The organism is Streptomyces sp. BK022, from assembly GCF_004217355.1.
GTDB lineage: Bacteria > Actinomycetota > Actinomycetes > Streptomycetales > Streptomycetaceae > Streptomyces > Streptomyces griseoluteus.
Map to the genome: position 1 here is coordinate 94,613 of NZ_SHKU01000007.1, position 26,867 is coordinate 121,479.

Below are 26,867 nucleotides of genomic sequence, written 5' to 3' on the forward strand. Positions count from 1 at the left end.
CTTTCAGCGCACCTGGCCCAGCCATTGCAGGGTGCGCCGGATCTCCATGGCCATCGGGTGTCCGGGACCGTGCAGCCGCTCCACGTCCATCAGCAGCCGGGCCAGCGTGTCGTGCGCGGCCGGGCGGTCGCCGAGGGCGAGCAGCAGGTGGCCGACGCGACGGCGGACGTCGTGGGCGAGGGCGGGGTCGTCGAAGGCGTAGCGGTTCTCGTAGTAGGGGAGCAGCGCCCGGTACTCCGCCAGCGCGGCGGCCGGTTCGCCGAGTTGCTCCAGGCACTGCGCGGCCTCGTAGCGGAAGCGCAGGGACTGCTGGTCGGCCTGGCCCGCCTCGGCGGCGCGTTCGTCGGCGAGGCGGCGCAGCTCGGGCAGGGCGCGCCGGTACTGGCCGTCGTCGAGCAGCGTGGCCGCGTACTGCTTGCGCAGGGTGCGGACGACCGGTGAGCGCTCGCCGTGCTGTTCGGCCGCGGTGGGCAGGATCGCGCCGAGGATGTCCACGGCCTGGGTGATGCGCCCCTCCCCCAGCAGCCGCTTGACCTCGTCCACGGCCGCCGCGACATCGGGCTTCTCGTCCACCGGGGGCGCCGGGGCGAGGGGGGCGGGCTGCGGCGCGGGGGTGCGGGCGCGGTCCGGCCAGGGGGCGTGCGGGCGCAGGAAGGGACGCGTGGGGTCGAGCGGCGCGCCGGTGGGCGTGCCGCGCGCCGGCAGCAGCGGCGCGAGCTGCTCGTACACCTCCTGCGCCGAGGCCGGGCGGGCCTGCGGGTCCTTGGCGAGCAGCCGCAGCACCAGCGCCTCCAGCGCGGGCGGCACCTCGGGGCGCAGCCGGCCCACCGGGAGCGGGGGCTCGTACAGGTGCCGGTGCAGCACGCCGAGCGCGGTGGAGCCGGTGAACGGCACGTCTCCGCTGAGCAGTTCGTGCATCAGCACGCCCAGCGCGTACAGGTCGGTGTACGGGCCGACCGCGCCGCCCATCGCCTGCTCCGGCGCCATGTAGGCGGGCGAGCCGATCGGTGAACCGGTGTGCGTGAGGCGGGTGGTGTCGGTGTCCATGACGGATGCCACGCCCAGGTCGAGCACGGTGACGGTGCCGTCCTGTTTCACCATCACATTGCGTGGCTTGAGGTCCCGGTGCACGATCGGCACCGCGTGCACCGCGCTCAGCACCGCGCACAACTGCGCGGCCACCGCGACCGTCCACTGCCACGGGTACGGCTCGTGCTCCGCGAGATGGTCCGAGAGGTCGGCGCCGTCCACGTACTGCATGACGAGGAACAGCTCCTCGCCCTCACTGCCCGCGTCGTGCACCGTGACCAGGCCGGGGTGGTCCACCTGCGCGGTGACCCGGCACTCGCGCAGGAACCTGCGGCGCAGCTCGTCCGCCTCCAGGCCGGCCACCTTGTCCGGGCGGAGCAGCTTCACCGCGACCCGCCGGTCGAGCCGGCGGTCGTACGCCGTCCAGACCTGGCCCATGCCGCCCTGTCCGATCAGCGTGGACAGCTCGTACCGCTCGGCGACGACGCGTCCCTGCGTCACGCTCACCGTCCGCCCTCGGGCGGGCCGTCCTGCCGGCGCAGGTAGTCGCTCAGCTCGTCCAGCTCGGCGCGCACCTGGTCGATGCGGGCGGGGGCGGGGCGGGGCGGAGTGGGCGGCTGGGGCGGGAGGGTCCGGGGCGTCGGGGCGTGCGGCGCGGGGGCGTGCGGCGGCTGCGGGGCCGGTATGTACGTCGGCGGCGCCGGGGTCTGCCCCGCCGGGTGCGGCGGGGCGGGCTGGGGATAGCCGTAGGCCGAGGGAACCGTCTGGGCGGAGGGCGGCGCGTAGCCCGCGGGCATGGCCCCCTGCTGGTTCTCGAGCCGCATGTCCACGATCAGGAAGTGGACGGCCGCCCCGATGGCCAGCATCAGGATCAGGGCGAGCGCGACATCGCTCACCGGGTCCTTCTCCGGCAGGGAGCCGACCACGGCGAAGCCGCCGACGCCCAGCGCCAGGCCCGCCCAGGCCAGCAGCCAGTCGGAGCCGCGCCCGCGCAGGTAGGCCACCCGGAACAGCGGCACGCAGGCGAACAGCCCGCAGGACAGCAGCGCGCACGCGGTCAGCAGCACACGGAGAAGGACGCCCGTACCCGCGCTGCGGGCGGGCGGCTGCGCGCCTTGGCCGTGCATGACTGCTCCTGGACGGTTCGGTATCAGGGTCCGAGCGTATAGGCCGACACCGACAGGGCGTCACGGGTTGTGCGTAACCGTTGTACGGGGTTCCGCTCAGTGCGGCTCGACCGTGCCGTCCGTGAGCCCGTCGTACATGCCGCGCAGCAACTGCTCGCCCAGCCTGCCCGCTTGGCGCAGCGCCTGCTCGAACTCGTCCAGGGCCCGGAACCGGGCGCCGTAGCGGCGCTGTTCGTCCAGCGGGAGGCGGGGCAGTTGCAGCCGGCGGACGTCGAGACGGGTGGCGGTGGAGGCGTAGCTGCTGGCCTGGCGGTTGTTGGCGGTGCCGCGCAGGAACCCGGCGAGGAACCACGCGTCGAGCGCGGTGGCGTCCGGGCGCAGCAGGACGAGGTTGCGGCCGAGCGCGGCGCCCGCCGTGGCCGCGTCCACCACACGGGCCACCGAACCGCCGCCGAGCACCGGTACGACGATGTCGCCGGCCTCGGTCAGCACCGCCTCCTCGTCGCTCTCCGGGAGCGTGCCTGAGGGGGGTGATCCGGCGAGTACGTCGTGGTCGGTGAGGACGGGCACGCGCGCGTGGGCGGTGCCGGCGGTGCCGGCGGTGACGGTCGGAGCGCCTGGCATGGCGCCGGTACGCAGCAGCAGGGCGCCGCCTCGGGCGAGTTCGCCGATGGTGGTGAGCGGCCAGCGGGCCGGCGGGGCCGGAGTCGCGGGGGGCGGGGTGAGGCCGGCGGTGAGGCGGAGGGTGGCCGCCAGGTCGTCCCGGACGGCGGCGAGCTGCTCCACACCGTCGGCCGCGGCGGGCGGCGGGAGGTGGCGGGCGGGGGCGAGGTCCACGTCGTCGTCGAGGAGTTCGATGACCGGCACGGAACGCGCGAGACCGGGCCGTTCAGCGAGCTGGCCGTCGCGCGTGAAGGCGCGCCAGGTGTCGAGCGCCGCGTCCCGCACCGCCTGCCAGTCCGGTCCGCCGCGCGCCTCCCCGGCGAACGCCCCGGTGTCCACGAGCAGCACCTCCGGCGCCACCGGCGTCCGGTCGGGACGGCGCAGCACCCACAGGTGGAGCGGCAGGTTGTACGGCGGCGCCGCCCCGACCGGCAACGCGAGCACGGCCCTGAGCGCCCCCCGGCGCAGCAGGTCGGCGCGGATACGGCGCCCGGAACGCCGCGAGGCCGCGGCCGGCGGCATGAGCAGCACCGCGGTGCCGCCGTCGGCCAGCCGGGCCAGCGCGTGCTGCACCCAGGCCAGCTCGGACTCGTTGCGCGCCGGGAAGCCGTACTCCCAGCGGGCGTCGTAGGCCAGCTCGTCGTGCCCCCAGTTGCGCTCGTTGAACGGCGGGTGGCACAGCACGGCGGCGGCCCGCAGCTCCGGGTACGCCTCTTCGCGCAGGGTGTCCCCCGCGGCACCGCGCACGGCGGCGCGGGTGTGCAGCGCGAGTCGCAGCGCGGTGAGCGCGACGAGGTCGGGGGCGCTGTCCTGGGCGTACAGCGTCTGATGGGGACGTGCTTCGACGGCCCGGAGCAGGGCGCCGGTGCCACAGGCCGGATCGAGAACGGTGAGCGCGGGACCGGCCAGCTCCGCCATGAGCCCGGCCAGCTCGACGGGGGTGGGCGTGTACTGGCGCGAGTGGGCGTCCAGGTACCGGCCCAGCAGGAACTCGAAAGTCTGCCGCGCTCCCAGCTTCCCGGCGAGCTCGGCGGCGCCGCGCAGGAGGGGGGCGGAGGGAAGGAGCTGCGGACCGGAGGGCGTGTGAACTGGCACAGCGGTGTTCACAGATCCTGACGCGTTCACACGTCCTGAGGCGTTCACACGTCCTGATGCGTCCACGGTGTCCGAAGCGTTCACAGGCTCACGGCCGAACCGTGCCGCCAGCACCTCATCCAGCACACCGGGCAGTTTCGCGGCGAGCCGCTCGTCGGAACCGGCGTCGATGTCGAGCCACACGGTGGGCCGCTCCTGGACGAGCAGCAGGACACAGCCCACGTGCACGAGAGCCACGGCAGGCCCCTCGGGGTGGCCGGTGAGCTGCTGCCAGACCCGCTCCCGCAACGGCACCTCGGCGAGTTTCCCTTGTTCACGCAGCCACGCCTCGACCTCGGCGAGCGCGAAGGAGGGGCTGGTCTCGGTACCGCCCACCGGCTTGGGGAAGTCCGGGTGCCGGCGGCGCCAGTTGCTGACGGCGGCGCGGCCCACCCCGGCGAGCCGCGCGATCCCAGCGGCGGTCACCTCTGTCGCGTTGTCCTGCACCGGTCCCGCTCCCCTCGTCCCATGTGTGCACCGAGCATACCGATGCTTACGTGACTTCTGGATTCACAGCTGTGCACTCACCACTTCTTGTGAACCGTGTTGACTCGGTTCACAAGCTCTGGTCTTATTGACCCAGCGAACGAGCGGCCCGCCGGAGGGGGTTGGCCGCAGACAGGGGAGGGACGCGCCGTGGGGATGATGGGCAGGATCGCGCTCAACGCAGCCACCGGACTCGTCGTGATCGGCGCCATCTCCGCGAACGCCGGCCACAGCGGTGGCCCCGGCGCCGAGGACGCGGCCGGACCCGCTTCCACCACTGCCGGAAGCGGGTCCGGCCGGGCGCCGGGCGGCAACGGGGCCTCGGGGGGCGCCGGGTCGGGTGCGTCCGGGGACGTGCTGTCCGGTGACGGTGACTTCCGGGTCGGCGCGGACATCGCGCCGGGCACCTACCGGTCCACCGGCAACCCCCACAGCTCCTGCCGCTGGGAGCGCGTCAGGGATGCCGGGCACCGCCTGCGCTCGGTGATCGCCGGCGGCCACACCGCGGGCACCGCCGTCGTCACCATCCGCCCCACGGACGCGCACTTCAGGTCGACCGGCTGTGGCGGCTGGAAGAGGACCGGCTGACCCGCCGGACACCCGCTCCGCCCTGACGAGCTTTGCCCTTTCAGGAGCCCTCGCTCGCCGAACTCCTTCGCCGTCCGGCGCGCTCACGCCCGGACCGCGCGCCTCACCTCACTTCTCTCGGTTTCTCGTATCTCGCCTCACGACTCTTCAGTAGGAACTCTCATGCGTATTCCGCCCCGCTTCATCCAGGTCCTCGCCGTCGCCGCGCTTCCGCTGGCCCTGGCCGCCTGCTCGCCCAGCTCGTCCGACTCCGCCGCGTCGGCCAAGCAGCCGCAGGCGAAGAACCTGAACGCCGGTCTGATGACGGGCACCCAGCTCAAGAAGGCGCTGGCGCCGGCGTCGGCCTTCCCCTCCCACCTGAGTGCGGTCTCCGACGGCTTCTCGGACAGCGGCGACGAGTTCGCCTCCCCTGCCAGCCGGGACACCGCCAAGCCGGACTGCACCAAGTTCGAGAACACCACCTGGCTGGACGTCTCCGGGTTCAAGGGAGGCGTGTCGTTCGCGCAGGGCGAGTACGCCAACAAGGACGAGACCGAGGAGATGGTCCAGGAGATCGACGTGTTCCAGGGCAAGACGGCCGACACGGTGATGCGCGAGATACGTGCGGCTGCCGGGGCCTGCTCCACCTTCACGGACCTCAACGACCACTCGAAGGTGAAGCTGTCCGGCAGCGCCACCTCCGGGCTCGGTGACGACGCCTACACCATGACGATGACCAGCGGTCACTGGGAGAGCGGCACGACCCTGGTGGCCGCCCGCGTGGGCAACGCCGTGGTCACCGTGACCTCCACGGCCGGCAAGGACAACGGCGCCGCCAACGCGGCCAAGCTGGCGGGGCACCTCGTGGACTCGCTGAAGGCCGCCGGCGCCAAGGGCTGACCGGCGGAGGACCGGCCGCCCGTACCCCACCCCGGCCGGGCGGCGGCCGTACCGGGCAGCGGGCTCAGCCGGCAGCGGGCAGCGGGCGGCGGGCGGCGGGCGGCGGGCTCAGCGGGCCCGGAAGCGGGACGGGGCGTTGGTGGGGTTGCCGCCCGTGGGGAGTTTCTGGGCGGGGCAGGAGGCGAGGATCTTCTTCATCGCGGACTTCTCGGCCGAGGTGACCCAGAGGTCGTACTTCTTCTTCACGGCGACCTGGGCGGCGACGTAGGTGCAGCGGTACTTCTTCTCCGGGGGGACCCAGCTCGCGGTGTCGCCGTCGCCCTTGCCGCGGTTGGTGCTCGCGTCGACCGCTATGAGGTTCAGCGGGTCGTTGGCGAGGGCTATGCGCTTGCTGCCGTCCCAGTACTTGGCGCCCTTCTGCCAGGCGTCCGAGAGGGCGACGACGTGGTCGATGTCGACCAGGCTGCGACCGCGCCGGTAGGTGACCGTCTTGCCGGAGTAGGGGTCGGGCTCCAGTACGCCGAAGGTGACCTTGCACTTGCCTCCGCTGAACTTCACCTCCTTCAGATCGCGCTTGAGGATGTCGTCACGGGTGTCGCAGGAGTTGGAGTCGGTGTCGGCCCAGGCGCTGCCGAAGCGCTCACGGGAGTAACCGGTCTTCGGCGCGCGGCCCTTGACGTCCAGTGAGTCGACGGCGCTCAGGGCCGCACCCTTGGCACCCGTCGGCTGGGCCCCGGAAGAGCCGTTCACCTCTTCGGCCTTGCAGCCCGTCACGGCGGTCATCACGGCCATGGCGGTGACAGCCCCGCCCCACAGACGCTTCACGTGCGTCCCCCTCGTTCGCCCTGGTCCGTCCGCGGACGCGGGCGGAGAGATCCGCCCTCCACCGTAACGGCCGCGCCGCGCTTGCTGGAGAGGAACAGAAGGGGCGTACAGGGTTATTCGGGGCCTGGAGCGTCTGCCGGTTCGCGCGCCTTGCTCAGACCCTGCCTATCCCCAGGGTCGACTCCGAGGGCAGGAGGCCGGAGGAGAGGACCGCGACCCAGTGGTCGCCGAGGAGGTCACCCAGGCGGTCGGCGTCCACCCGGCCGAGGGACTGCCACGGGGCGGCGGCCAGGCGGTCGGTGTGCTCCTCGACGCGGCGGCGCAAGGCACGGCCCTCCTGCGTGGCCGTACCGTCCGGCTCCAACAGGCCGCGTGTCGCCAGGCGTTCACGGGCGGACACCCACTCCTCGCGGCTCCAGCCCCGGCTTTCGAAGCGCTCCACGGACGCGGCACCTATCGCCGCGAAGGACACCAGGGACTCCACGGGATCGAGTCCGGCGACGAGCAGGGCGGACAGATGGCCGTCGCCCCGGTGTTCCCGCAGGATCGTGGCGGCGTGCCACAGCTGGAGGTGCGGGGCCTTCGGCCAGGGGAGTTCGGCGTTGGCCGCCGCCAGGGGGCGGCCCTCGGTGCCGGCCGACTCCGCCGCACGGCGGGCCAGGGTGGCGGCTTCGGCCAGACCCGGCCCTTCGACAGCGTCTCCGAGTAGGGCGCGGTAGGCGCGGTCGATGCCCCGCAGACGGGCCGCCAGCACTTCCCGGGGCCCGGCGACACCCCACGCCCCCTCCATGTGCCGGGCGGTCATGCGCGGGCTGAAGCTGTAGAAGGCGGAGGTCACGCGCTCGGCACCGACCTCTCCCAACGGAGCGGCGCGCAGCGGGAAATAGGTGGGCCAGCGGTCCTCGGTGCGGTACCCGAGGGTGGCCATCTCCTCTTCCACCTCGGGTGCGTAGTAGAGCAGGGCGTGGAACGGCTCCAGCAGGTGCCAGAGCTGGCGTACGCGGGCCGCCTCCACCGCCTCCAGTGTCTTCTCGGACATGCCGGTCTCCTCCCCCGGACGCGACCGTCGGCCGATCGCCTTCGACTTGACACTGACTAGATTGCCGGGGCCGACGGAACTTGTCAATGACTAGATTCCGCGTATCCTGATTCCATGAGCCCCTCGAACTCCACGTCCGCGGACCGGCGGACGTACCACCACGGCGACCTGCGCCGGGCCGTGCTGTCCGCCGCGCTCGACGTCATCGCCGCCGAAGGGCCCGGCGCGCTGAGCCTGCGTGACCTCGCCCGCCGCGCCGGGGTCTCGCACGCGGCGCCCGCGCACCACTTCAAGGACCGCACCGGACTGCTCACCGCGATAGCCGCCGAGGGGTTCGGTCTGCTCGCGGACGCGCTGCGGGAGGCTCCCGGGCTGCGCGAGGCCGGCGTCCGGTACGTCCGCTTCGCCCGCGAACACCCCGCGCACTTCCAGGTGATGTTCAGCCCGGAGCTGCTGCGCCCGGAGGACCTGGAGCTGACCACGGCCCGTGCCCTGGCCGGTGAGGCGTTGAGCCGGGCCGTCACCACCGTCGACCCCGGCGACCGGGGTCCCGACGCCCGGCTGGCCGGGATGGCCGCCTGGTCCCTGGCCCACGGCTACGCCACGCTGCTCCTCGGCCACAACCTCGACGGCCAGTTGGGAGAGGAGGACCCGGAGGACACGTTCCGCGCGCTCACCGCGATGCTGTTCCACTCGGCGGCCGACTGACGGCGGCCCCGGCCCCCAGGCAGCCCCGGCCTCGCGCAGCCCCGGCTTCAGGCAGTCCGAGGGCAGACAGCCGGAAGGGCCGGGAGAACCACCGCTCCCCCAGCCCTCTCGACGAGCCCCTGCCTCTGGGCCGACCGCCTCAGGACCCCAGGATCGAGGCGAGGAACTCCCCGACCCAGCCCAGGAGTTCACGCCCGACCAACGGCTTGCCGCCGACCTTGGCCGTCTTGGGGCGCGGCACCAGCACCTGGTGCGCGGTCGGCTTGATGACCGAGCCCGGGTACAGCCGCTTCAGCCGCAGCTCCTGCGATTCGCGCAGCTCCACGGGCGCCAAGCGGATGTTGGGGCCCTGGAGGACGATCTCGCCCACCCCGCAGGCCCGCGCGAGCATGCGCAGACCGGCGACGAGCAGCAGGTTCTCCACCGGCTCGGGCAGCTTGCCGTAGCGGTCGGTGAGTTCCTCGCGGACGGCCTTGATGTCCTCCTCCGAGTTGGCGGAGGCGATGGACCGGTATGCCTGGAGGCGCAGCCGCTCGCCCGGCGCGTAGTCGTGCGGGACGTGGGCGTCGACCGGCAGCTCGATCTTGACCTCGAGCGGCGCTTCCTCCTCGATCTCGCCGGTCTCCAGCTGGCGCCGGTAGTCGGCCACGGCCTCGCCCACCATGCGCATGTAGAGGTCGAAGCCGACCCCCGCGATGTGCCCGGACTGCTCGCCGCCGAGCAGGTTGCCCGCGCCGCGGATCTCCAGGTCCTTCATGGCGACGTACATGCCGGCGCCCATCTCGGTGTGCTGGGCGATGGTCGCGAGCCGTTCGTGCGCGGTCTCGGTGAGCGGCTTCTCCGGCGGGTACAGGAAGTAGGCGTATCCGCGTTCGCGGCCACGGCCGACGCGGCCGCGCAGCTGGTGCAGCTGGGAGAGGCCGAAGTTGTCGCCGCGCTCCACGATCAGGGTGTTGGCGTTGGAGATGTCGATGCCGGACTCCACGATCGTGGTGGAGACCAGGACGTCGAACTTCTTCTCCCAGAAGTCCACCACGACCTGTTCCAGGGCCTGTTCGGACATCTGGCCGTGGGCTGTGGCGATGCGCGCCTCGGGGACGATCTCGCGGAGCTTGGCGGCCGCGCGGTCGATGGACTCGACCCGGTTGTGGATGTAGAAGACCTGGCCCTCGCGGAGCAGTTCACGGCGGATGGCGGCGCCGATCTGCCGCTCCTCGTAGGGGCCGACGAAGGTGAGGACGGGGTGGCGCTCCTCGGGCGGGGTGGTGATGGTGGACATCTCGCGGATGCCGGTGACGGCCATCTCCAGGGTGCGCGGGATGGGCGTGGCGGACATGGTGAGGACGTCCACGTTGGCGCGCAGCTTCTTGAGCTGTTCCTTGTGCTCGACGCCGAAGCGCTGTTCCTCGTCGACGATGACCAGGCCGAGGTCCTTGAACTTGGTCTCGGAGGAGAACAGGCGGTGGGTGCCGATGACGATGTCCACCGAGCCGTCCTTGAGGCCTTCCAGGACGGCCTTGGCCTCGGTCTCGGTCTGGAAGCGGGACAGGGCGCGCACATTGACCGGGAACTGGGAGTACCGCTCGGAGAACGTGCCGAAGTGCTGCTGCACCAGCAGCGTGGTGGGCACCAGGACGGCGACCTGCTTGCCGTCCTGGACGGCCTTGAAGGCGGCGCGGACGGCGATCTCGGTCTTGCCGTAGCCGACGTCGCCGCAGATCAGGCGGTCCATGGGGACGGACTTCTCCATGTCCTCCTTGACCTCGGCGATGGTGGTGAGCTGGTCGGGGGTCTCCGCGTACGGGAAGGCGTCCTCCAGCTCGCGCTGCCAGGGGGTGTCGCTGCCGAAGGCGTGGCCGGGGGCGGCCATGCGGGCGCTGTAGAGCCGGATCAGGTCGGCGGCGATCTCCTTGACGGCCTTCTTGGCGCGCGCCTTGGTCTTCGTCCAGTCGGCGCCGCCCAGGCGGTGCAGGGTGGGGGCCTCGCCGCCGACGTACTTGGTGATCTGCTCCAGCTGGTCGGTGGGGATGTACAGCCGGTCGCCGGGCTGGCCGCGCTTGGCGGGGGCGTACTCCACGACCAGGTACTCGCGGGTGGCGCCCTGGACGGTGCGCTGCACCATCTCGATGTAGCGGCCCACGCCGTGCTGCTCGTGGACGATGTAGTCGCCCGATTCGAGGGTGAGCGGGTCGATGGCCTTGCGGCGGCGGACGGGCATGCGGGTGCCCTCGCGGCCGGCGGACTTCTGCCCGGTCAGGTCGGTCTCGGTGAGGACGGCCAGCTTGAGTGCCGGGTCCACGAAACCCTGGTCGATCGAGCCGCAGGAGACGTGGACGAGGGACGGGCTCAGCTCGTCGAGGTCGGCGTCCAGCCGGGCCGCGATGCCCTCGCCGCCGAGCACCTCGACGATGCGGGAGGCCGGGCCGTGGCCCTCGGTGAGGAACACCGTGCGCCAGCCGTCGGAGAGCCAGCCCTTGGTGTCGGCGAGGGCGCGGGCGGTGTCCCCGCGGTAGGTCTCGGGGGCGCGCATGCCGAGCTTGAGGGTGTCGCCGCCCAGCTCCTCGTCGGCGGCGAACGGCGAGACGGACCACCACATCATGTCCAGCTCGCGCGCGCGGTCCCGTACGTCCGCGAGGGACCACAGGGAGGCCGCGCCGACGTCGATGGGCGCCTCGCCGCCGCCCGCGCTGGCCGCCCAGGAGGCGTGGAGGAACTCCTGGGAGGTGGCGACGAGGTCGGAGGCGCGGGTGCGGACCCGCTCCGGGTCGCAGACCACGGTCATCGCGTTCTTCGGGAGCACGTCGAGGAGCAGCTCCATGTCGTCCACGAGGACGGGAGCGAGGGACTCCATGCCCTCGACCGCGATGCCCTCGGCGATCTTGCCGAGCAGTTCGCCCAGCTCGGGGTGTTCCTCGGCGAGGGCCAGCGCGCGTTCGCGCACGTCGTCGGTGAGCAGCAGTTCGCGGCAGGGCGGGGCCCACAGACCGTGGTCGGCGACCTCCAGGGAGCGCTGGTCGGCCACCTTGAAGTAGCGGATCTCCTCGACGTCGTCGCCCCAGAACTCGATGCGCAGGGGGTGTTCCTCGGTGGGCGGGAACACGTCCAGGATGCCGCCGCGTACGGCGAACTCGCCGCGCTTCTCGACCAGCTCCACGCGCGCGTACGCCGCGGCGGCCAGGGCTTCCACGATCTCGTTCAGGTCGGCGCTCTGGCCGGTGCGCAGGGCAACGGGTTCCAGGTCACCCAGGCCCTTGACCTGGGGCTGGAGCACGGAGCGGACGGGGGCGACGACGACGGAGACGGGGCCGGTCTCGGGGTCGTCGGGGCGGGGATGGGCCAGGCGGCGCAGTACGGCCAGGCGGCGGCCGACGGTGTCGCTGCGGGGGCTGAGGCGTTCGTGCGGGAGGGTTTCCCAGGAGGGGTACTCCACGACGCCGTCAGGGGGCAGCAGTGAGCGGAGGGCCGCCGCCAGGTCCTCCGCCTCGCGGCCCGTCGCGGTCACGGCGAGCACCGGGCGGGTGGTGTCGCGTGCGAGGGCGGCGATCGCCAGGGGGCGGGCCGCCGGGGGGCCTACGAGGTCGAGGTGGGGGCGGTTGCCGTCCGTGGCCGCGGTGATCGCTTCTGCGAGGGCGGGGTCCTTGACGACGGCGTCGAGCAGACCGTGCAGTCTCATGGAGGGCTTTTCCGTCCTGGGGGTGGGAACGCGAATCGCCCGACTCGTCGTACGGGCCGGGGGTCTTCCAGCGTACGACGCTGCGGCTTGCTTGGCGGGGGCTGTGGATAACGTCTGCTTCCTGCGGGGCCTGTGCCGCAGTCGGCGTACCAGGGGGCTCTGCCCCCTGGACCCCCTGTTTCCCACCCCGGACACGCCGGTGCCGGGAGCCCCCAGGCTCCCGGCACCGGCCCCCGCCACGTCTCCCTACTCCGTGGCGATGGCGCTCAGCACGTTCATCCGCCCCGCCCTGAACGCCGGGATCAGCGCCGCGAACAGCCCCACGAAGGCGGAGGCGATGAAGACGGAGATGATCGTCGGCCAGGGGATCTCCAGGACCTTCAGCCCCTGGAGGGCGAGCAGCTTCTGGGCGGTGGCGCCCCAGCCCATGCCCAGGCCGAGGCCGAGGAGCGCGCCGAAGAGGGCGATCACCACCGACTCCAGGCGGATCATGCGGCGGAGCTGTCGGCGGGAGAGGCCGATGGCCCGCATGAGGCCGATCTCGCGGGTGCGTTCCACCACGGAGAGGGCGAGGGTGTTCACGACACCGAGGACGGCGACGATGATGGCCAGGGCCAGCAGGCCGTAGATCAGGTTGAGGAGCTGGCCGATCTGGTCCTTGAGGGCCTGCTTGTAGTCGGTCTGGTCGCGGACGGTGTACTGCGGGTAGTCGTGCAGGGACGCCTTCAGCGCCTTGTACGCGGCGTCCTGCTGACCTTCCTTGGCGGTGGCGAACAGGAGCAGGTCGAGCGGCATCCTGTCGGCCGGTACGTACTTCTTCGCGGTGGCGATGGAGACGTACATGGCGCCCTTGTCGACCACGACCTCGTCACTGGTGATCGCGCGGACCGTCAGCTTCGCGGTGCGGCCGCCCTTGAAGGCGACGTCGACCCGGGAGCCCAGCTTGATGCCGTGGTCCTTGGCGAAGCCGGCGAAGACGGACATGGAGTCGGCGCCGTAGGCGTCGGCGAGGTCGCCCTGGACGGTCTTGGTGCGCAGGTCCTCGGCGTAGCCGGGGTCGGCGGCGTTGAGGGTCTCGTTCCTGGAGACCTTGCCGTCGGGCGTGGTCATGGTCACCGGGAGGATCTTGTACTCGGTGACCCGCTCCAGGCCCCGCGTGCTCTTCAGGGCGTCGACGGCCTGCGGGGTGATGACGGAGCCGTTGTCGCTCTGGACGATGAAGTCCGCGCCCACCGTCTTGTCGAGCTGGTCGGTGGCGGAGGCCACCATGGACGAGCCGACCACCGACAGGCAGGCCACCAGGGCGAGGCCGATCATCAGGGCGGCGCCGGTCGCGCCGGTGCGGCGCGGGTTGCGCAGTGCGTTGCGCTCGGCCATGCGGCCGACGGGGCCGAAGACCCTGAGGACGATCGCGCCGAGGACACGCACCACGCCGGAGGCGAGCAGCGGGCCGATCACCACGAAGCCGATCAGGGAGAGCACGATGCCGACACCCAGCCAGGCCGAGCCGGTCGTGGCGTGGTCGCTGGCGGCGGCCGCGGCCAGGCAGGCGGCGCCGGCGCCGGTGAGGACCAGGCCGATGACGGCGCGGATCACGCCGGCCCGGGCGTCGGCCGGGGCACCCGCGTCGCGCAGGGCGGCCATCGGGGAGATCCTGCCCGCGCGGCGGGCCGGCAGATAGGCGGCGAGGACGGTGACGACGACGCCGAGCACCACACCGGCGACCGGGGTGGTCCAGGCGACCGTCAGGTCGTCCGTGGACAGGTGCATGCCGATCTGGCCCATGAGCTTCATCAGGCCGACGGCGATCCCGACCCCGGCGCCCACGCCGAGCACGGAGCCGACGACGCCGAGCAGCAGGGCCTCGATCAGCACCGACCGGTTGACCTGGCGGCGGGAGGAGCCGATGGCCCGCATCAGGCCGATCTCACGGGTGCGCTGGGCGACCAGCATCGAGAAGGTGTTGATGATCAGGAAGATGCCGACCAGGAAGGCGATCCCGGCGAAGCCGAGCATGGCGTACCGCATGACGTCGAGGAAGCTCTTCACGTCCTGCTGGTTGGCGTCGGCGACCTCCTTGGCGGTCTGCACCTTGTAGCCGGCGCCGAGCGCGGTGCTCACGTCCCGCTTGAGGCGGGCGTCGGTGACGCCCCGGTCGGCGGTGACGTTGACGTTGGTGAAGACGCCGGTGCGGCCCACCAGGGCCTGCTGGGCGGTCCGGGTGTCCAGGTAGAAGATCGCCGCGCCGGGGTTGGTGACGGTGAAGGTGGCGATGCCGGACACGCGCGCCTGGTGCGTGCCGACGGCGGTGATGACGCCGATGTCGTCGCCGAGCTTCAGGTGGTGCTTCTTCGCGGTGTCGGCGTCGACCATGATCTGGCCGGACCCCCGGGGCGCCGCGCCGGTGGTGATCTTCATGGTGCGGGCGTCGTTGGCGTTCCAGTTGCCGACGATGGTCGGGGCACCGCTGGTGGGCGACAGCTTCTCCTTGTCGCCGTCGACCACGGTGACCGAGGTGGAGAAGACGGTGCCCTCGGCCGACTTCACGCCCGGCGCCCGCTCGATCTCGCCGACGACCGCGGCGGGGAGCACCGGCGGCTTGCCGGTGTCGGAGGTGGTCTCCCCGGTGTCGGAGGCGCCCTTGGCGCTCACCGTGACGTCGGAGGACGTCACCTGGAAGAGCTTGTCGAAGGTGGTGTTCATGGTGTCGGTGAACACCAGGGTGCCGCAGACGAACGCCACCGAGAGCAGGACCGCGATCGCGGAGAGCGCCATCCGGCCCTTGTGCGCGAGGAAGTTGCGCAGCGAGGTCTTCAGGACGGTCATGAGGTGCGCCCCCGCGCGTCGAAGTCCTTCATCCGGTCCAGGACCTGCTCGGCCGTGGGCTTGGTCATCTCGTCCACGATCCGGCCGTCGGCCAGGTAGAGCACGCGGTCCGCGTAGGAGGCGGCGACCGGGTCGTGGGTGACCATGACGATGGTCTGGCCCAGCTCGTCCACCGAGCGGCGCAGGAAGCCGAGGACCTCGGCGCCGGCGCGGGAGTCGAGGTTTCCGGTCGGTTCGTCACCGAAGATGATCTCGGGGCGGGCGGCGAGCGCGCGGGCCACGGCGACGCGCTGCTGCTGGCCGCCGGAGAGCTGGGTCGGCCGGTGCCTGAGCCGGTCCTTGAGTCCGACGGTCTCCACGACCCGGTCCAGCCACGCCTTGTCGGGCTTGCGGCCGGCGATGTCCATGGGCAGCGTGATGTTCTCCAGCGCGTTCAGCGTCGGCAGCAGGTTGAACGCCTGGAAGATGAAGCCGATCCGGTCGCGGCGCAGCCGGGTGAGCTTCTTGTCCTTGAGGCCGGTGATCTCGGTCTCGTCCAGGTAGATCTGACCACTGGTCACGGTGTCGAGACCGGCGAGGCAGTGCATGAGGGTGGACTTGCCGGACCCGGAGGGGCCCATGATCGCGGTGAACTGGCCGCGGGCGATGTCCACGTCGACGTGGTCGAGGGCGACGACGCGGGTCTCCCCGGCCCCGTAGGCCTTCACGACCTGCCGCGCTCGTGCGGCGACGGCCGTAGGCCCTCCAGTGCCCCCGTGCCTGGGAATGGTCACAGCCGATGTCACGGTATGTCTCCTATGCGGGTCGATCGCGGGCACCCTGGATCGCGGTGCGACGTATGGGTTCGGTGGTGCGGGCCGGTGCGTCCGTGCGCTGCGCCTGAAAGTCTGGCCGTGGCGGGGGGTGCCGCACGCTGGTGCGAACCCCCGTTTCCCGGGGGGAAATCCCTACCCCCGCGGTCCGGCCGACCGCCCCCCTGGCGGCATAAGAACAGACTAAGGACGCGGCACGGCCGGCCTCGTCCTCCGCGGGGACGAACCCTCCCCGAGCCCTCGTACGGAGATACCCCTAGGGGTACTCCACCGACGGGTGGAGCCCTTCTCAGGGTCGTGTCCACCCCCGAACCCGGTCAGCCTCCACCCTTACGCCGCGTCAGGGTCAACCCGCCCCCTACGGGCACCCCGACACGACCCCAGGTCACTGGGCGGCGGCCCGCCCCGTCAGCTCCGTCAGACGGTCGCGTACGCGGCTCGTCTGGGCCTGCACGTCGTCCCAGGTGTCGCTGTGTTCGCGCAGGACGCGCTCGGTCTCGCGGGCGGTGCGCTCCGCGTGGAGGCGGGCCCCGGCGAGGATCTCGGCGGCACGCGCGCGTGCCTCGTCCTGGCAGTGCCGCGCCCGCACGGCCGCCTCCTCCAGCGCCCGCCCGGCCGCCGCTAGTCCGGCCTGCGCGCGGGCGGTCCGCTCGGCGAGGCTCGCCTTGGCGGCCGACTCCCGCTCGGCGTCCGCGCGTTCGGCCGCCGCGCGGCGCTCCGCCCGTTCGGCCTCCAGCACGCCGGGCAGCGCGGCGGCGTGGGCGCGCGCCTCGCGCAGCACCGCGAGGGCCCGGCCGCGCAGTTCCCGCACCTCGCGCCTGGCATCCACCCGTACCCGGTCCGCCTCGGCGCGCGCCGCCAGCAGCAGCTCCGCGGCCTCCTCCTCGGCCCCGGCGCACCGCGCCCGCGCCGCCTCCCGCGCGGCCCGCACGACACCGGCCGCGTCCTGCTCCGCCCGCGCCACCTCGTGCCGGGCCTCCTCGCGGGCCGCCTCGCGCACCGCGCGGGCCTCCTCCCGGAGCAGCCCGAAGGCGTACCGGGCGCGCTCGCCGAGGGTGTCGTACTCCTGCGGGGCCAGCCCGGCGGCCGTCTCCGAGAGGCGCGCGGCCTCGGCCTCGAGCCGCCCGACCAGGACGGTCAGCCGGGCCGCGCGCTCCCAGGCGGCGTCCCGGTCGCGGGAGATCGCCGCCAGGTAGGCGTCGACCTGGTCGGGACGGTAGCCGCGCGGTGTCCTCGCCGTACCGCTCACCTTCGGACCCCTCTCCGCCGGGCCTACCCGACAGGACGATTTCCCGCATATCCTGCCGGTCGTTTCATATCCGCCCATGACGCGACACTCCGCGTACAGGACTTGGCCGGAAGTGGGCAGGAAACGCCAGAGGGCCCTTCACCCGAACCGGTGAAGGGCCCTCTGTTCGAGCGGCGGCGTCCGCTAGAGCAGGCCGTCCCACATCTGCTCCAGCAGCACCGACCACCAGCTCTCCGGCGATGCCAGCGCGGCCGGGTCCAGGGCGGCCAGCTGGGCCTGGAAGTCGACGGTCCAGCGGGCCGCCTGCTCCTGGTTCAGGCCGTACCGCAGCCGCCACATCCGGCCCAGCAGGGCCAGGCAGCGGGCGAACTCGGGCAGCCCGGAGTTGACGAACTGCGGCGGCACCGGCGCCCCGCCCGGCCCGCTCTCCACCGGCACGGCCACGATGTTGGCGGTGCCGTACTGCACGCAGATCGCCTTGCCGAAGTCCGTGCCCATCACCAGGTAGGACCCCGCGTCCGAGGCCGGGGCCACCCCGCGCTCGGCCGCCAGCTCGGCCAGCGTCGGCACCGGACGGCCCGGCTGGGCCTGCGCCCAGAAGAACGGGCCCATGTCCAGCGGGAGTCCGGCCACCACCAGGGTGTGCGCGACGACCGGCGGCACACCCTGCCGGGCCACCGCCTGCTGCTCGAACCGGTACACGCCGGGACCGAACACCGCGGCCAGCTCCTGCGCGACGGCCTCCGGCGGGACCGGCGGCACGGGCGGCACCGGCGGCAGCGGCGCCCGCACCGGCGCGGGCCGCGCGGGACCGTCCGCGACCTGGTGCAGCTCGCCCTGATGGGCCAGCAGCTCCCGCATGCCCTCCTGCCGGCTCGCGTGGTCCGTGCCGTACGGCGCGATGGACGCGATCCGCGCCTGCGGCCACTGCTCCCGGATCATCCGCGCGCAGTACGCGCCCGGCAGTTCACAGGACTCCAGCTCGGTGTGCAGCTCCAGCACCTGGTCCGGCGGCACGTTCATCGCGCGCAGCTCGTGGAAGATCTGCCACTCCGGGTGCGGGGTGCCCGGCGCCGAACGCCGGATGAGCTGCTGCTCCGAGCCGTCGTGGGCGCGGTAGCGCAGCACCGCCTGGTAGCCGGGCCCCACCATCGGCTGTCCCTGCTGCGGATACCCGTACGCGCCCGGCTGCCCCGGCATCGGCGCGGCCGGCGGAGGCATCGCGCCGGGGGGAGGCATGGCACCGGCCGGGGGCGGCATCGCTCCCGGCGGGGGCATGGCACCCGGCGGCGGCAAGGGCGCGCCCTGCGGCGGCGGTCCCGCGTGCGGCATCGGCTGCGGCGCGGGCGGCGGGCCGGCGGGCATCCCGGGTACGGGCGGCATCCCGGCCGTCGGCTGGGTGCCGGGCGCGGGGGGCGTGCCGGGGGCGGACGGCGGCGGGGGCACGCCGGGGCCGCCGGGCGAGGGCGGGGCCAGCACGGTCTCCGCGTGGTGCACGGCACCGGGCGCCCCGGCGGGCCGCGGCGGGGCCGGGGCGTTCGGCGGCTGCGGTGCCCCCTGCGGCCCGGAGGGGCCGTCGAGCGAGGACACCAGTTGCGTCGGTACGTAGCCCTCGGCGGCCCCGCCCGGCTGCGCCCCCGGAGTGCCGGGGGCGCCCGGCGGGTGCGGCAGGGCACCCGAACCGCCGCGCGGCTTGCGGGGCGGCGGGGCGGCCTTGCTGGTGGCGGCGTCGGCGATGTCGCCGGCGTGCGGCGGCAGCGGCCGGGCAGCAGGCGGAGGCGGAGGCGTACCCGTGCCCTGGGCCGGCGTCCTGGCGTCGTCCACCGCGGGCGCGACCGCCGTGGGCGGGAGCCGGCTGCCGCCCGACATCAGGGCCGTCTTGGCGTCCGGGGCGGAGGCGGGCGGCGGCGGGGTGCCGTCGTGCACCGGCGGCGCGAACACCGTCGCGGGCAGCGGCACCGAACGGTCCTCCCCGTCGCCGTTGGTGTCCGTACCGGCCCACGGGGTGTCGCCGTCCCGGCGCTCCTGCTCCGCGTCGCCCTCGGCGGCGGGCCACGCGGCCCCGCTGTCCGGGGCGGCGGCGGGGATGCCGGCCTGCGTCCGGGCGAGCTCCGGGGAGGAACCCTGAGCCGGGACCGGGGGCGCACCCTGACCGGACCCGGTGCCGGAACCCGCGCGCCGGTCCGGGATGCCCAGCTTGTCCGCCGCCTCCTGCAGCCACTCCGGCGGACTCAGCAGGAACGACGTCTGGTTGAGGTCCACCCGCGCGGCGGGCGGCACCGGCACCTCGTCCTCGACGTCGTCGGGGCGGCCGTACAGCTCCTCGTACCGGCGGATGACCTCGCCCACCGGCAGCGCGGGCCACAGCGTGGCCTCGCCGCTGTCGCGCGCGATGACCAGCCGCTGACCGCCCGCGTCGGAACGCGGCCCGTCGGCACGGTCCTCGCCCCACACCACGAAACCGAGGTCGAACTCCCGCACCCGCACCTCCCGGTGCTGGTACGCCGGGACGTCCCCGTTGATCCACTCCTCGCCGCGCTCCTGCGCGCGCGCAAACGTCACCATGACCCGGACCTCACTCCCCCGCCGGCGCCGACGCCGCGGACACCGGGACGGCGTGCGCGAAGCCGCCGTCCACCATCAGACTCGCCACCGTGTCCAGCTCCGGCGGATCACCGGCCAGCCGGGACAGGAACGCGTCGAAGTCGTCCCCGCAGGGCAGCAGCAGCCGCTCCACACGCTCCGCCGCCGACCACGACGGGTCGGTGTCCCGTACGTCGTCGTACGCGCAGAACCACACCGAACCGGCCCGCTCGCCCTTCACCTTCACCGCGAGCAGACCGCCCTGGACGAACGCGACGCCCAGGTAGTCCTTGGTCAGGTGGTCGCGCAGGCACTTGTTCACGTACACCAGGTCGTTGACCGCCGCCTCGTCACGGACCGTGAAGAACGGCTGGTCCAGCAGCAGGCCCAGCTCGGCGTCGAGCGCGGCGCCCACCGGGGCGCAGCCGCCTGCCGCCTTCAGGAAGGACCGGTAGGCGCCCGGCAGCCGGTAGCCGAGGTCCTCCTCCACGCCCTGCACCTGCGACTCCGTCACCGCGATCCCGGACTTGGGGAGCGCGAAGTGCGCCGGACGCGTCTCGTTCAGCGGGCGGGTGCCGCGCTTGGCGTGGTCCACCGCCGCCGTCGCCACTCCGCCGTGGTGCCGCAGCAGCGCCTTCACCTCGACCGGGACGAGCTCGAGACGCCGGGAGTTGGCCACGTGGTGCCACGTCCAGCCGTGCGGCGTCGCCACCTCCGGCACCGTGTCCCACAGCTCGTGCCCCGACGCCGCGAGCACCGCGTTCGCCGACACGTAGTCCGTGAGCCGCAGTTCGTCGACGCCGAACCCCTCCGGGGGCTCCGCGATCTCGGCCGCCGCGCGCGCGTACGGCGCGAAGTCGGGATGACCGTGCTCGTCGATCCGCACCCCGCGCGGATGGCGGGCCGCCCGCACCGGGTCCGGGAAGTGCACGACCTGCCCTGCATAGGCCGCGTTCGGCGGCGCGGCTTCCTGCCCGAGCCGACCTGTCGTCATGGCGGTTGCCCCCTGCGGCACTCTGTACGAGCCAAGACGCCCCGACCCGTATCCGACTGTCTTCAACGTCACCGACGCCCTTGCCCGCGCGCCCTGGCGCGGTGCCGACAGCCTATGCGGTACACGTGTGCCGGTCACCGGCCCACCGGACCCCGGCCCTCCGCCCCGCCCCCTCGAACACCCCCGCGAACACCCGTCAGTTGTGTGACCGACCGTCACCGCACGTGATCGCGGAGTCCCGCCCCCGCGTGTCGCACCGCCCCAGCTTCCGCAGCCGCCACGGCATTTGGCACTCTGTGTCCTCCGGGCGAGGGCCCAGGGGAGGGAAGACGACCATGAACACGATGCCGACCGGAGGTACCGACGTGCGGTCCGGCGACCCCCGCATCGGCTGGAGCGACAGCACCGAACCTCCCGCCCCCGCCCTGCTGCACCGCCGCGACGGCATCCTGCCCGCCGTCGCCGCCGCCCTCTCCGTACGCGGCGCCACCCTCACCGGCACCGCCGCCCGCGGCGACCAGCCGGCCCCCCTGCACCACCTCGTGCAGGACTTCCTCGACACCCTCACCAGCGGCCAGCGCGACCGCTTCACCGGACGGTGTGCCGAAACGATCCTCATCTCCCGGCACCTCACCGCCGCCGACGCCACCCGCAGCAGGCGCTCCGCCCGCCGCCCCATGACCAACGGCGAGGCCCGCAAGTCCCTCAAGCACGCCAAGCTCACCGCCCGCCGCATACGCGAGGACGGCGACCCGCTGCACGGCTCCTTCGCCACCCCCTGCCGCGCCTGCGCCGCCCTCAGCGCCCACTTCGGCGTCCGCGTCGTCGACCCGGCCACCACCGGCGACTGACCCCGCCGCGCCCCCGCCGGGCCCCCGAAACCAGCTCACCAGCACGACGATCGACAGGGCAGATGCACTCCGACCGCACCTCATCCCCCAGGCTCACCGCACCGCACGGGCCGGGCGGCACCACCCCCCGCTTCCCCGGCGCCGTCGACAACGCGCTGCGCACCGCGGGCTGGCACCCCGGCCGCTGGGACATAAAGCAGGCCGAGATCTGGGCCGACACCCTGCGCGAACACCTCTCCCCCGCAGGACACCGGCACGCCGTCTTCCCCGCCGCCGTCGAAGCCTGGGCCGAGTTCGGCGGACTCCGCATCACCCCCACCGGCACCGGCCGCCAGATCGCCCCGGCCAACCTCCACCTCGACCCGCTCCAGGGCCTGCACCTCGCCCGCACCCTCGGCGACCTCGGCCGCGCGCTCGGCACCGAACTCAGCCCCCTGGGCGAGGAGACCGACACCGCCGCCCTCCTCGCCATCGACACCCAGGGCCGCGTCTACACCCTCGACCACACCGGCGACTGGTACCTCGGCCCCGACATCGACCACGCGCTGACCGCGCTCATCGCCGGCACCCAGCCCGCCCGCCTCACCACCGGCTGACCCCCGCCGCGCCCTTCACCGCGAGCACCCAGCGGTTGGCGGCCAGCGCGTCGTCCGGCTCCGGCCGCGGCCCCCGCCCGTACCGGCGGACATGGTCGTACGGCGTCCCCACCCCGGTCCGCCAGCCCCGGCCCGCCAGATCCGCCGCCGAGTCCGGCCGCGGATCACCGTCGAACAACGCCAACAGATCCACCCCGAGCCGCTCCCGCGCCTCCACGTACACCGGGCTGTCCCGCACCGCGCGGGCCTCCTCCAGCAGCTTCACCTCGTAACCGAGCATGCTGCCCGGCGCGCTCAGCTCGTCGACGACCGCGACCAGCCGGCGTTCGGCGGCCGCCGGGAGGTACAGCAGCAGCCCCTCCGCCAGCCACGCCGTCGGCAGCCCCGGCTCCAGACCGGCACCGAGCAGCGCCGCCGCCCAGTCCCCGCGCAAGTCCACCGGCACCGCCACCCGGCCCGCCGACGGCACCGCGCCCTCCCGGGCCAGCACCCGCTCCTTGAAGCCGAGCACACCGGGGCGGTCCACCTCCCACACCGTGCTGCCCGACGGCCAGTCCAGCCGGAAAGCCCGCGTGTCCAGGCCCGCCCCCAGCAGCACGAACTGCCGGGTCCCGGCCCGCGCCGCCGACCGCAGCGCGTCGTCCAGCACCCGCGTCCGCAGCCCGAAGTACCGCGCCAGGCGCCCCCACACCGGATCGGCGTCCCCCCGCGGCACCTCCTCCAAGGACACCGGCCAGCGCGCCGACCTGGGCGCCGCCCGCACGAAGCACTCCGCGTACGGGTCACGCGCCAGCGCGTCCGGACGACGCGCCTCGATCGCCCGCGCCGCCGCCACCAGCAGCGCGGTCACCCCTACCCCCGCGTCCACTCCGAAGTCACCGGCACCGGACCGGCCGGCCGTACCGACGGTTGCGATGATTCCCCCTCCGTCGAAGGACACGCGGCCCACAACTCCGGGTCCGCACGCGTCGTCAGCCGGGCCCCGTACACCCGCCGCATGAACGACAGGATCACCGGCTCCGGCAGATGCAACGGCGTCGTGCAGTCCGTCAGCACCGACACCTCGAACCCCTTCTGGAACGCCGTCCGCGCCGTCGAATCCACACACACATCGGTGAACACCCCCGCGAACACCAGCCGCACCACCCCCCGCTCCCGCAGATACCGCTCGAACCCCTCCGCCAGGAACGCGTCGAAACACGCGTACTTGGTGAACACCCGCTCCCCCGCGGCCGGCACCACCCCGTGAAACTCCGCGCCCCCGCTCCCCGTCACACACTTCGGACGCTTCCCCCGCGCCCGGTCCCGCCGGCGCCAGCTCGCCCCCTGATACCCGACATCCCCCAGGAACCGGACGAACACCACCTCCACCCCCGCCGACCGCGCCTGTTCCACCACCCCGGCCGCGGCCCCCGCCGCCTCCGCGAGCACCCCCGGATCGCTCCCATGACGGGCGGCGGCCGACGCGTCGCAGAAATCGTTCTGCAGGTCGACCACCACCAGCACCACCCCGCTCACGCCCCCGCCACCAGCGCCTCCGCCCCCGGACCCGACACCCCCAGCCCCGCCAGCACCCCGGCCACCACCTCCCCCGTCGACGCCGAACCCCCCACGTCCGCCGTGCCCACCCCCCGCGCCGCCAGCCCCGCCAGCGCCCCCTCCACCGCGGCCACCGCCCCCGCACACCCCACATGCCGCTCCGCCACGGCCGCCGCCGCCCGGATCGCCGCCACCGGATTCACCAGACCACGGCCCTCCAGATCGTCCGCCGAGCCGTGCACCGTCTGGAACTCCACCAGCCCCGCCACCCCCGGCAGCAGATGCACGTTCTCCGAGAACCGGCTCTCCTGCCGCTCACCCCCGAACCGGTCCAGCAGCACCACATGCATGATGTCCGCCCACTCGTTCCCCGCCACCACCACCGTCCTCGGCGGCAGCCCGTGCGCGATCAGATCCCGGTTCACCGTGTCCGGCTGGCACAACCGGATCTCCACCCCGTGCCGCTCAGCCGCCCGCCGCACCCAGTCGTCCAGCGCCCCGTCCAGCAGATGGAACTTGTACGCCATCACCACCCGCGCCGCCCCGCCCCCGGGCCACACCAGCCGCGCCCGCGCCAACGCGCAGTCGATCACCTCGTTCGTGACCGACTCGGCGAACTCCATCGTCCGCACCACACGCCCCGGCTCATGCCGGTTCTCCCCCGTGTAGAACCCCTGCGCCTGATCCCGCACCAGCAGCAGCTCCGGCGCCACCCCGCCCGGCGGACCCCCCAGCCCGTCCACCTTCACCGCACGAAGGCGCTGCCGCACCAGATACAACGACTGCGCGTTGACCGCCGTACGGAACACCGCCGAGACCCCCCGGCCCGCCAGCCCCCGGCAGAACGCCTCGTAATGCGCCGCGTCCTCCTCGGTCAGCGCCGCGACCCGCTCCGGCGCCTCACCCCGCAGCGACACATACGAGTGGTAGACCCGCTCCGCACGCTCCACCCGCACCGGCACCCCGTACGCCCCCGCCAGATGCCCCAGCACCCGCTCGAAGACCCCGGCCACCTCCGCGCCCGTACCCCGCCCCACGGCGAGCCCCACGACCGTCACCCCGGACCGCCCCTCTCCCCGACCCGCCCCGCCTCAGACCACCGCGCCCACCAGGTGATCCCCCGGAATCCCCGCCTTGTCCGGCGCGTAGAAGTCCTCGATCCCCGCCACCCAGGTCGCCACCGCGATCCGGTCCTCCCCGTCCGGACCGAACGCGTCGAACAGCGCGTCGATGTTCGGGCCCGCGAAACCGATCGCCCGCATCAGCGCCGTGAACAACGGCCGCCCGACCGCCCCGTCCCCGTCCGGATCACCCAACGCCGCCAACGCCTCCGCGAACTCCCGCACCGTCCCCGCGAACCGCTCCGGCGCCAGCACACACGCCCGGTACTCCTCCAGCGTGATCCGCCCGTCCCCGTCCGCGTCCAGCTCCCCCTCCAGCGTCTCCCAGTACCGCTGGAACGCCGCCGACATCCGCGCCCGCGCACCCTCCCCCGACCCCTCCGCCGCCGCCGTCACCCGCGACGCCATCAGCTCGAAGTCCTCCGGGTCCAGACGACCGCTGCCATTCGCGTCGAACAGCGAGAACACCAGCGTCACCCGGTCGATGGCCTCAGCACGCATGACTGACCAGACCCCTTCGTCGACTCGCCCCGAACCCCTCGGCACGCACCGACACACTGCGTCCCCACAGCCCCCCGCATGCCGCCCGGCGGACACGTTCATCCCATGGGGGGATTCAGCACGTACCGAGGATTGGGCGGCGAACACGACACAAGCGGCCGCCGAGAACGCGGGCCTAAGCCGCCGGAATCACCGCCGACACCCGGAAACCCCCCGCATCCGTCGGCCCCGACACGAACACGCCCCCCAGCGCCACGACCCGCTCCCGCATCCCCACCAGACCATTGCCGCCCGACGGCAGACCCGCCGACGCCGAGCCCGGCTCCGGCGGCGCATCGTTCTCCACCTGCATCGCCAGCTCCGCCGGCCGATGAGCGAGCCGCACATACGTCTTCGCGCCCGCCGCGTGCTTGTGCACGTTCGTCAACGCCTCCTGCACCACCCGGTACGCGGTCTGCTCCACCTCCGCCGGATACGACCGCAGCTCACCCTCCACCGACAGCGCCACCACCATCCCGGCCGCCGCCGACTGCCCCACCAGCTCCTCCAGCTCCGACAGACACGGCCCGTCCACCACGACCACCTCGGCCGCCGCCTTCGACGCCGCCTCCGCCGCCGCGGCCCCCACCGCGGCCAACGGCACCGGAACCGGCTCCGGCGCCACCCGCCGCCGCACCGCCTCCCCGGCATCCCCCGACCGCAGCACCCCGAGCATCTCCCGCAGCTCCGTCAGCGCCTGCCGGCCCATGTCCCCCACCAGCGCCGCGTTCCGCACCGCCTTCTCCGGGTCCTTGCGGGCCACCGCCTGCAACGCCGCCGCGTGCACCACCATCAGACTCACCCGGTGCGCCACCACGTCGTGCATCTCCCGCGCGATCCGCGTGCGCTCCTCGCTCCGCGCCCACTCCGCGCGCTCCTCCGCCCGCTCCGCGAGCAACTGCAACTCCCGCTCCAGGCTGTCCGCCCGCTCCCGCAGGCTCTCCATCAGCCGGCGCCGGGCACCCACGTACAGCCCCAGCAGCAGCGGAGGCGCCGTCAGGCCCAGCGAAGTGGTCACCGCGGCGAACGGCACGAACCAGTCGCCCAGCGTCAGATCCCCGCGCGCCATGTCCTGGCGCACCCGCACGAACGTCACGATCATCGTGCCCACCAGCGACATGCCCGCCAGCGCCACGATCACCCGGCGCGGCAGCTCGCACGCCGCCAGCGTGTACAGGCCGACGATGCCCATCAGGAAGCCCATCTGGGCGGGCGTCACCGCGATCGCCACCAGGACCACCGCGACCGGCCACTTCCGGCGCACCAGCAGCACCGAACCAGCCAGCAGCCCGAACACGACACCGAGCCACAGCGGCACGCCCGCGTCCCGCGCGAACGGCACGCCCTCCGCGCCGCACTCCACCGCCGACGCCAGCCCCAGGCCGACGTCCAGCGCCGCACCGCGCCGTCTCTCCCACCACCACGGGCCGGTCGGCGCCCTGGTGTGGTCTTCCCCCGTCGTGGTCATGCCCTCCAGCCTACGGGCGCCCCCGGCGGCATTTCCGGTGACTTTCCCCTACCCGCCCCGGCCGCGGACCCCTCCGTCACTCGAACTACTGAACTCCACCGCACGGGCCCCCGGAGGCCCGCATTCCGCCCGGACGA

The 26,867-nt window shown here is 73.5% G+C and carries 21 protein-coding genes; 5 read left to right on the forward strand and 16 right to left on the reverse strand.

The genetic code is table 11. The features are described from left to right. Positions 1–3: 3 nt before the first annotated feature. The 3 genes from EV284_RS26985 to EV284_RS26995 form a co-directional block, all read right to left on the reverse strand. Entirely contained in the window at positions 4–1,494 is a 1,491-nt protein-coding gene (locus tag EV284_RS26985) for a serine/threonine-protein kinase (RefSeq protein ID WP_278045871.1), read from the reverse strand. 38 nt (positions 1,495–1,532) lie between these two features. After that, the gene (locus EV284_RS26990; RefSeq protein ID WP_130338620.1) at positions 1,533–2,156 is read right to left on the reverse strand and encodes a hypothetical protein; all 624 of its coding nucleotides are present in this window, start codon (positions 2,154–2,156) and stop codon (positions 1,533–1,535) included. A 96-nt stretch (positions 2,157–2,252) separates the two neighbouring features. Continuing rightward, complete coding sequence (locus EV284_RS26995; RefSeq protein WP_130338622.1) at positions 2,253–4,400, reverse strand: N-6 DNA methylase; 2,148 nt, start codon at positions 4,398–4,400, stop codon at positions 2,253–2,255. Between the two features lie 195 nt (positions 4,401–4,595). Here EV284_RS26995 and EV284_RS27000 point away from each other — a divergent pair, with 195 nt between their 5' ends. Both EV284_RS27000 and EV284_RS27005 read left to right on the forward strand, forming a co-directional pair. Beyond that, entirely contained in the window at positions 4,596–5,027 is a 432-nt protein-coding gene (locus EV284_RS27000) for a hypothetical protein (RefSeq protein WP_130338625.1), read from the forward strand. Positions 5,028–5,189: 162 nt separating this feature from the next. Next, positions 5,190–5,906, forward strand: a complete 717-nt coding sequence (locus EV284_RS27005; RefSeq protein ID WP_130338627.1) for a hypothetical protein — start codon at positions 5,190–5,192, stop codon at positions 5,904–5,906. A 108-nt stretch (positions 5,907–6,014) separates the two neighbouring features. Here the strand turns inward: EV284_RS27005 and EV284_RS27010 are convergent, their stop codons facing one another. Both EV284_RS27010 and EV284_RS27015 read right to left on the reverse strand, forming a co-directional pair. After that, positions 6,015–6,689 carry an HNH endonuclease family protein gene (locus EV284_RS27010; RefSeq protein ID WP_130339308.1) on the reverse strand — a complete coding sequence of 225 codons (675 nt, stop codon included), beginning with the start codon at positions 6,687–6,689 and terminating at the stop codon, positions 6,015–6,017. Positions 6,690–6,885: 196 nt separating this feature from the next. Continuing rightward, positions 6,886–7,770 (reverse strand): hypothetical protein, encoded by an 885-nt coding sequence (locus EV284_RS27015; RefSeq protein ID WP_130338629.1) that lies wholly within the window; start codon positions 7,768–7,770, stop codon positions 6,886–6,888. A gap of 114 nt (positions 7,771–7,884) precedes the next feature. Here EV284_RS27015 and EV284_RS27020 point away from each other — a divergent pair, with 114 nt between their 5' ends. Then, entirely contained in the window at positions 7,885–8,478 is a 594-nt protein-coding gene (locus EV284_RS27020; RefSeq protein WP_130338631.1) for a TetR/AcrR family transcriptional regulator, read from the forward strand. Between the two features lie 139 nt (positions 8,479–8,617). Here EV284_RS27020 and mfd read toward each other — a convergent pair whose 3' ends face one another. The 6 genes from mfd to EV284_RS27050 all read right to left on the reverse strand — a co-directional run bounded on the left by mfd (position 8,618) and on the right by EV284_RS27050 (position 20,615). Then, a complete protein-coding gene (gene mfd / locus EV284_RS27025; RefSeq protein WP_130338633.1) occupies positions 8,618–12,151 on the reverse strand; it encodes a transcription-repair coupling factor in 3,534 nt (1,177 codons plus the stop codon). Positions 12,152–12,397: 246 nt separating this feature from the next. Continuing rightward, entirely contained in the window at positions 12,398–14,977 is a 2,580-nt protein-coding gene (locus EV284_RS27030; protein WP_130338635.1) for an ABC transporter permease, read from the reverse strand. Next, complete coding sequence (locus EV284_RS27035) at positions 14,974–15,762, reverse strand: ABC transporter ATP-binding protein (RefSeq protein WP_130338637.1); 789 nt, start codon at positions 15,760–15,762, stop codon at positions 14,974–14,976. Before EV284_RS27035 ends, EV284_RS27030 begins: the two co-directional genes overlap by 4 nt. Before the next feature lie 412 nt (positions 15,763–16,174). Beyond that, positions 16,175–17,038, reverse strand: coding sequence for a cellulose-binding protein (locus EV284_RS27040; RefSeq protein WP_130338639.1), 864 nt, complete (start codon positions 17,036–17,038; stop codon positions 16,175–16,177). Between the two features lie 183 nt (positions 17,039–17,221). Beyond that, positions 17,222–19,603: an SUKH-4 family immunity protein gene (locus EV284_RS27045; RefSeq protein WP_130338641.1), complete on the reverse strand. Its 2,382-nt coding sequence runs from the start codon at positions 19,601–19,603 to the stop codon at positions 17,222–17,224. Positions 19,604–19,613: 10 nt separating this feature from the next. Continuing rightward, positions 19,614–20,615 (reverse strand): SMI1/KNR4 family protein, encoded by a 1,002-nt coding sequence (locus tag EV284_RS27050; protein ID WP_130338643.1) that lies wholly within the window; start codon positions 20,613–20,615, stop codon positions 19,614–19,616. A 335-nt stretch (positions 20,616–20,950) separates the two neighbouring features. Between EV284_RS27050 and EV284_RS27055 the strand changes: the two genes are divergently transcribed. Together EV284_RS27055 and EV284_RS27060 are read left to right on the forward strand one after the other, a co-directional pair. After that, complete coding sequence (locus EV284_RS27055; protein WP_130338645.1) at positions 20,951–21,466, forward strand: YwqJ-related putative deaminase; 516 nt, start codon at positions 20,951–20,953, stop codon at positions 21,464–21,466. 62 nt (positions 21,467–21,528) lie between these two features. After that, positions 21,529–22,062 (forward strand): SUKH-3 domain-containing protein, encoded by a 534-nt coding sequence (locus EV284_RS27060; protein ID WP_130338647.1) that lies wholly within the window; start codon positions 21,529–21,531, stop codon positions 22,060–22,062. On the opposite strand, the gene EV284_RS27065 is transcribed toward EV284_RS27060, so the two are convergent. From EV284_RS27065 to EV284_RS27085, 5 genes are all read right to left on the reverse strand, one after another. Beyond that, the gene (locus EV284_RS27065) at positions 22,049–22,930 is read right to left on the reverse strand and encodes an SAM-dependent methyltransferase (RefSeq protein ID WP_130338649.1); all 882 of its coding nucleotides are present in this window, start codon (positions 22,928–22,930) and stop codon (positions 22,049–22,051) included. The genes EV284_RS27060 and EV284_RS27065 overlap by 14 nt on opposite strands. Beyond that, complete coding sequence (locus tag EV284_RS27070; RefSeq protein ID WP_207229148.1) at positions 22,915–23,580, reverse strand: isochorismatase family cysteine hydrolase; 666 nt, start codon at positions 23,578–23,580, stop codon at positions 22,915–22,917. The genes EV284_RS27065 and EV284_RS27070 overlap by 16 nt, the downstream gene beginning before the upstream one ends. Next, the gene (locus EV284_RS27075) at positions 23,577–24,659 is read right to left on the reverse strand and encodes an isocitrate/isopropylmalate family dehydrogenase (RefSeq protein WP_130338651.1); all 1,083 of its coding nucleotides are present in this window, start codon (positions 24,657–24,659) and stop codon (positions 23,577–23,579) included. The genes EV284_RS27070 and EV284_RS27075 overlap by 4 nt, the downstream gene beginning before the upstream one ends. 33 nt (positions 24,660–24,692) lie before the next feature. Next, positions 24,693–25,223, reverse strand: a complete 531-nt coding sequence (locus EV284_RS27080) for an EF-hand domain-containing protein (protein ID WP_130338653.1) — start codon at positions 25,221–25,223, stop codon at positions 24,693–24,695. A gap of 175 nt (positions 25,224–25,398) precedes the next feature. Continuing rightward, complete coding sequence (locus EV284_RS27085; protein ID WP_130338655.1) at positions 25,399–26,730, reverse strand: histidine kinase; 1,332 nt, start codon at positions 26,728–26,730, stop codon at positions 25,399–25,401. Positions 26,731–26,867: the final 137 nt, after the last annotated feature.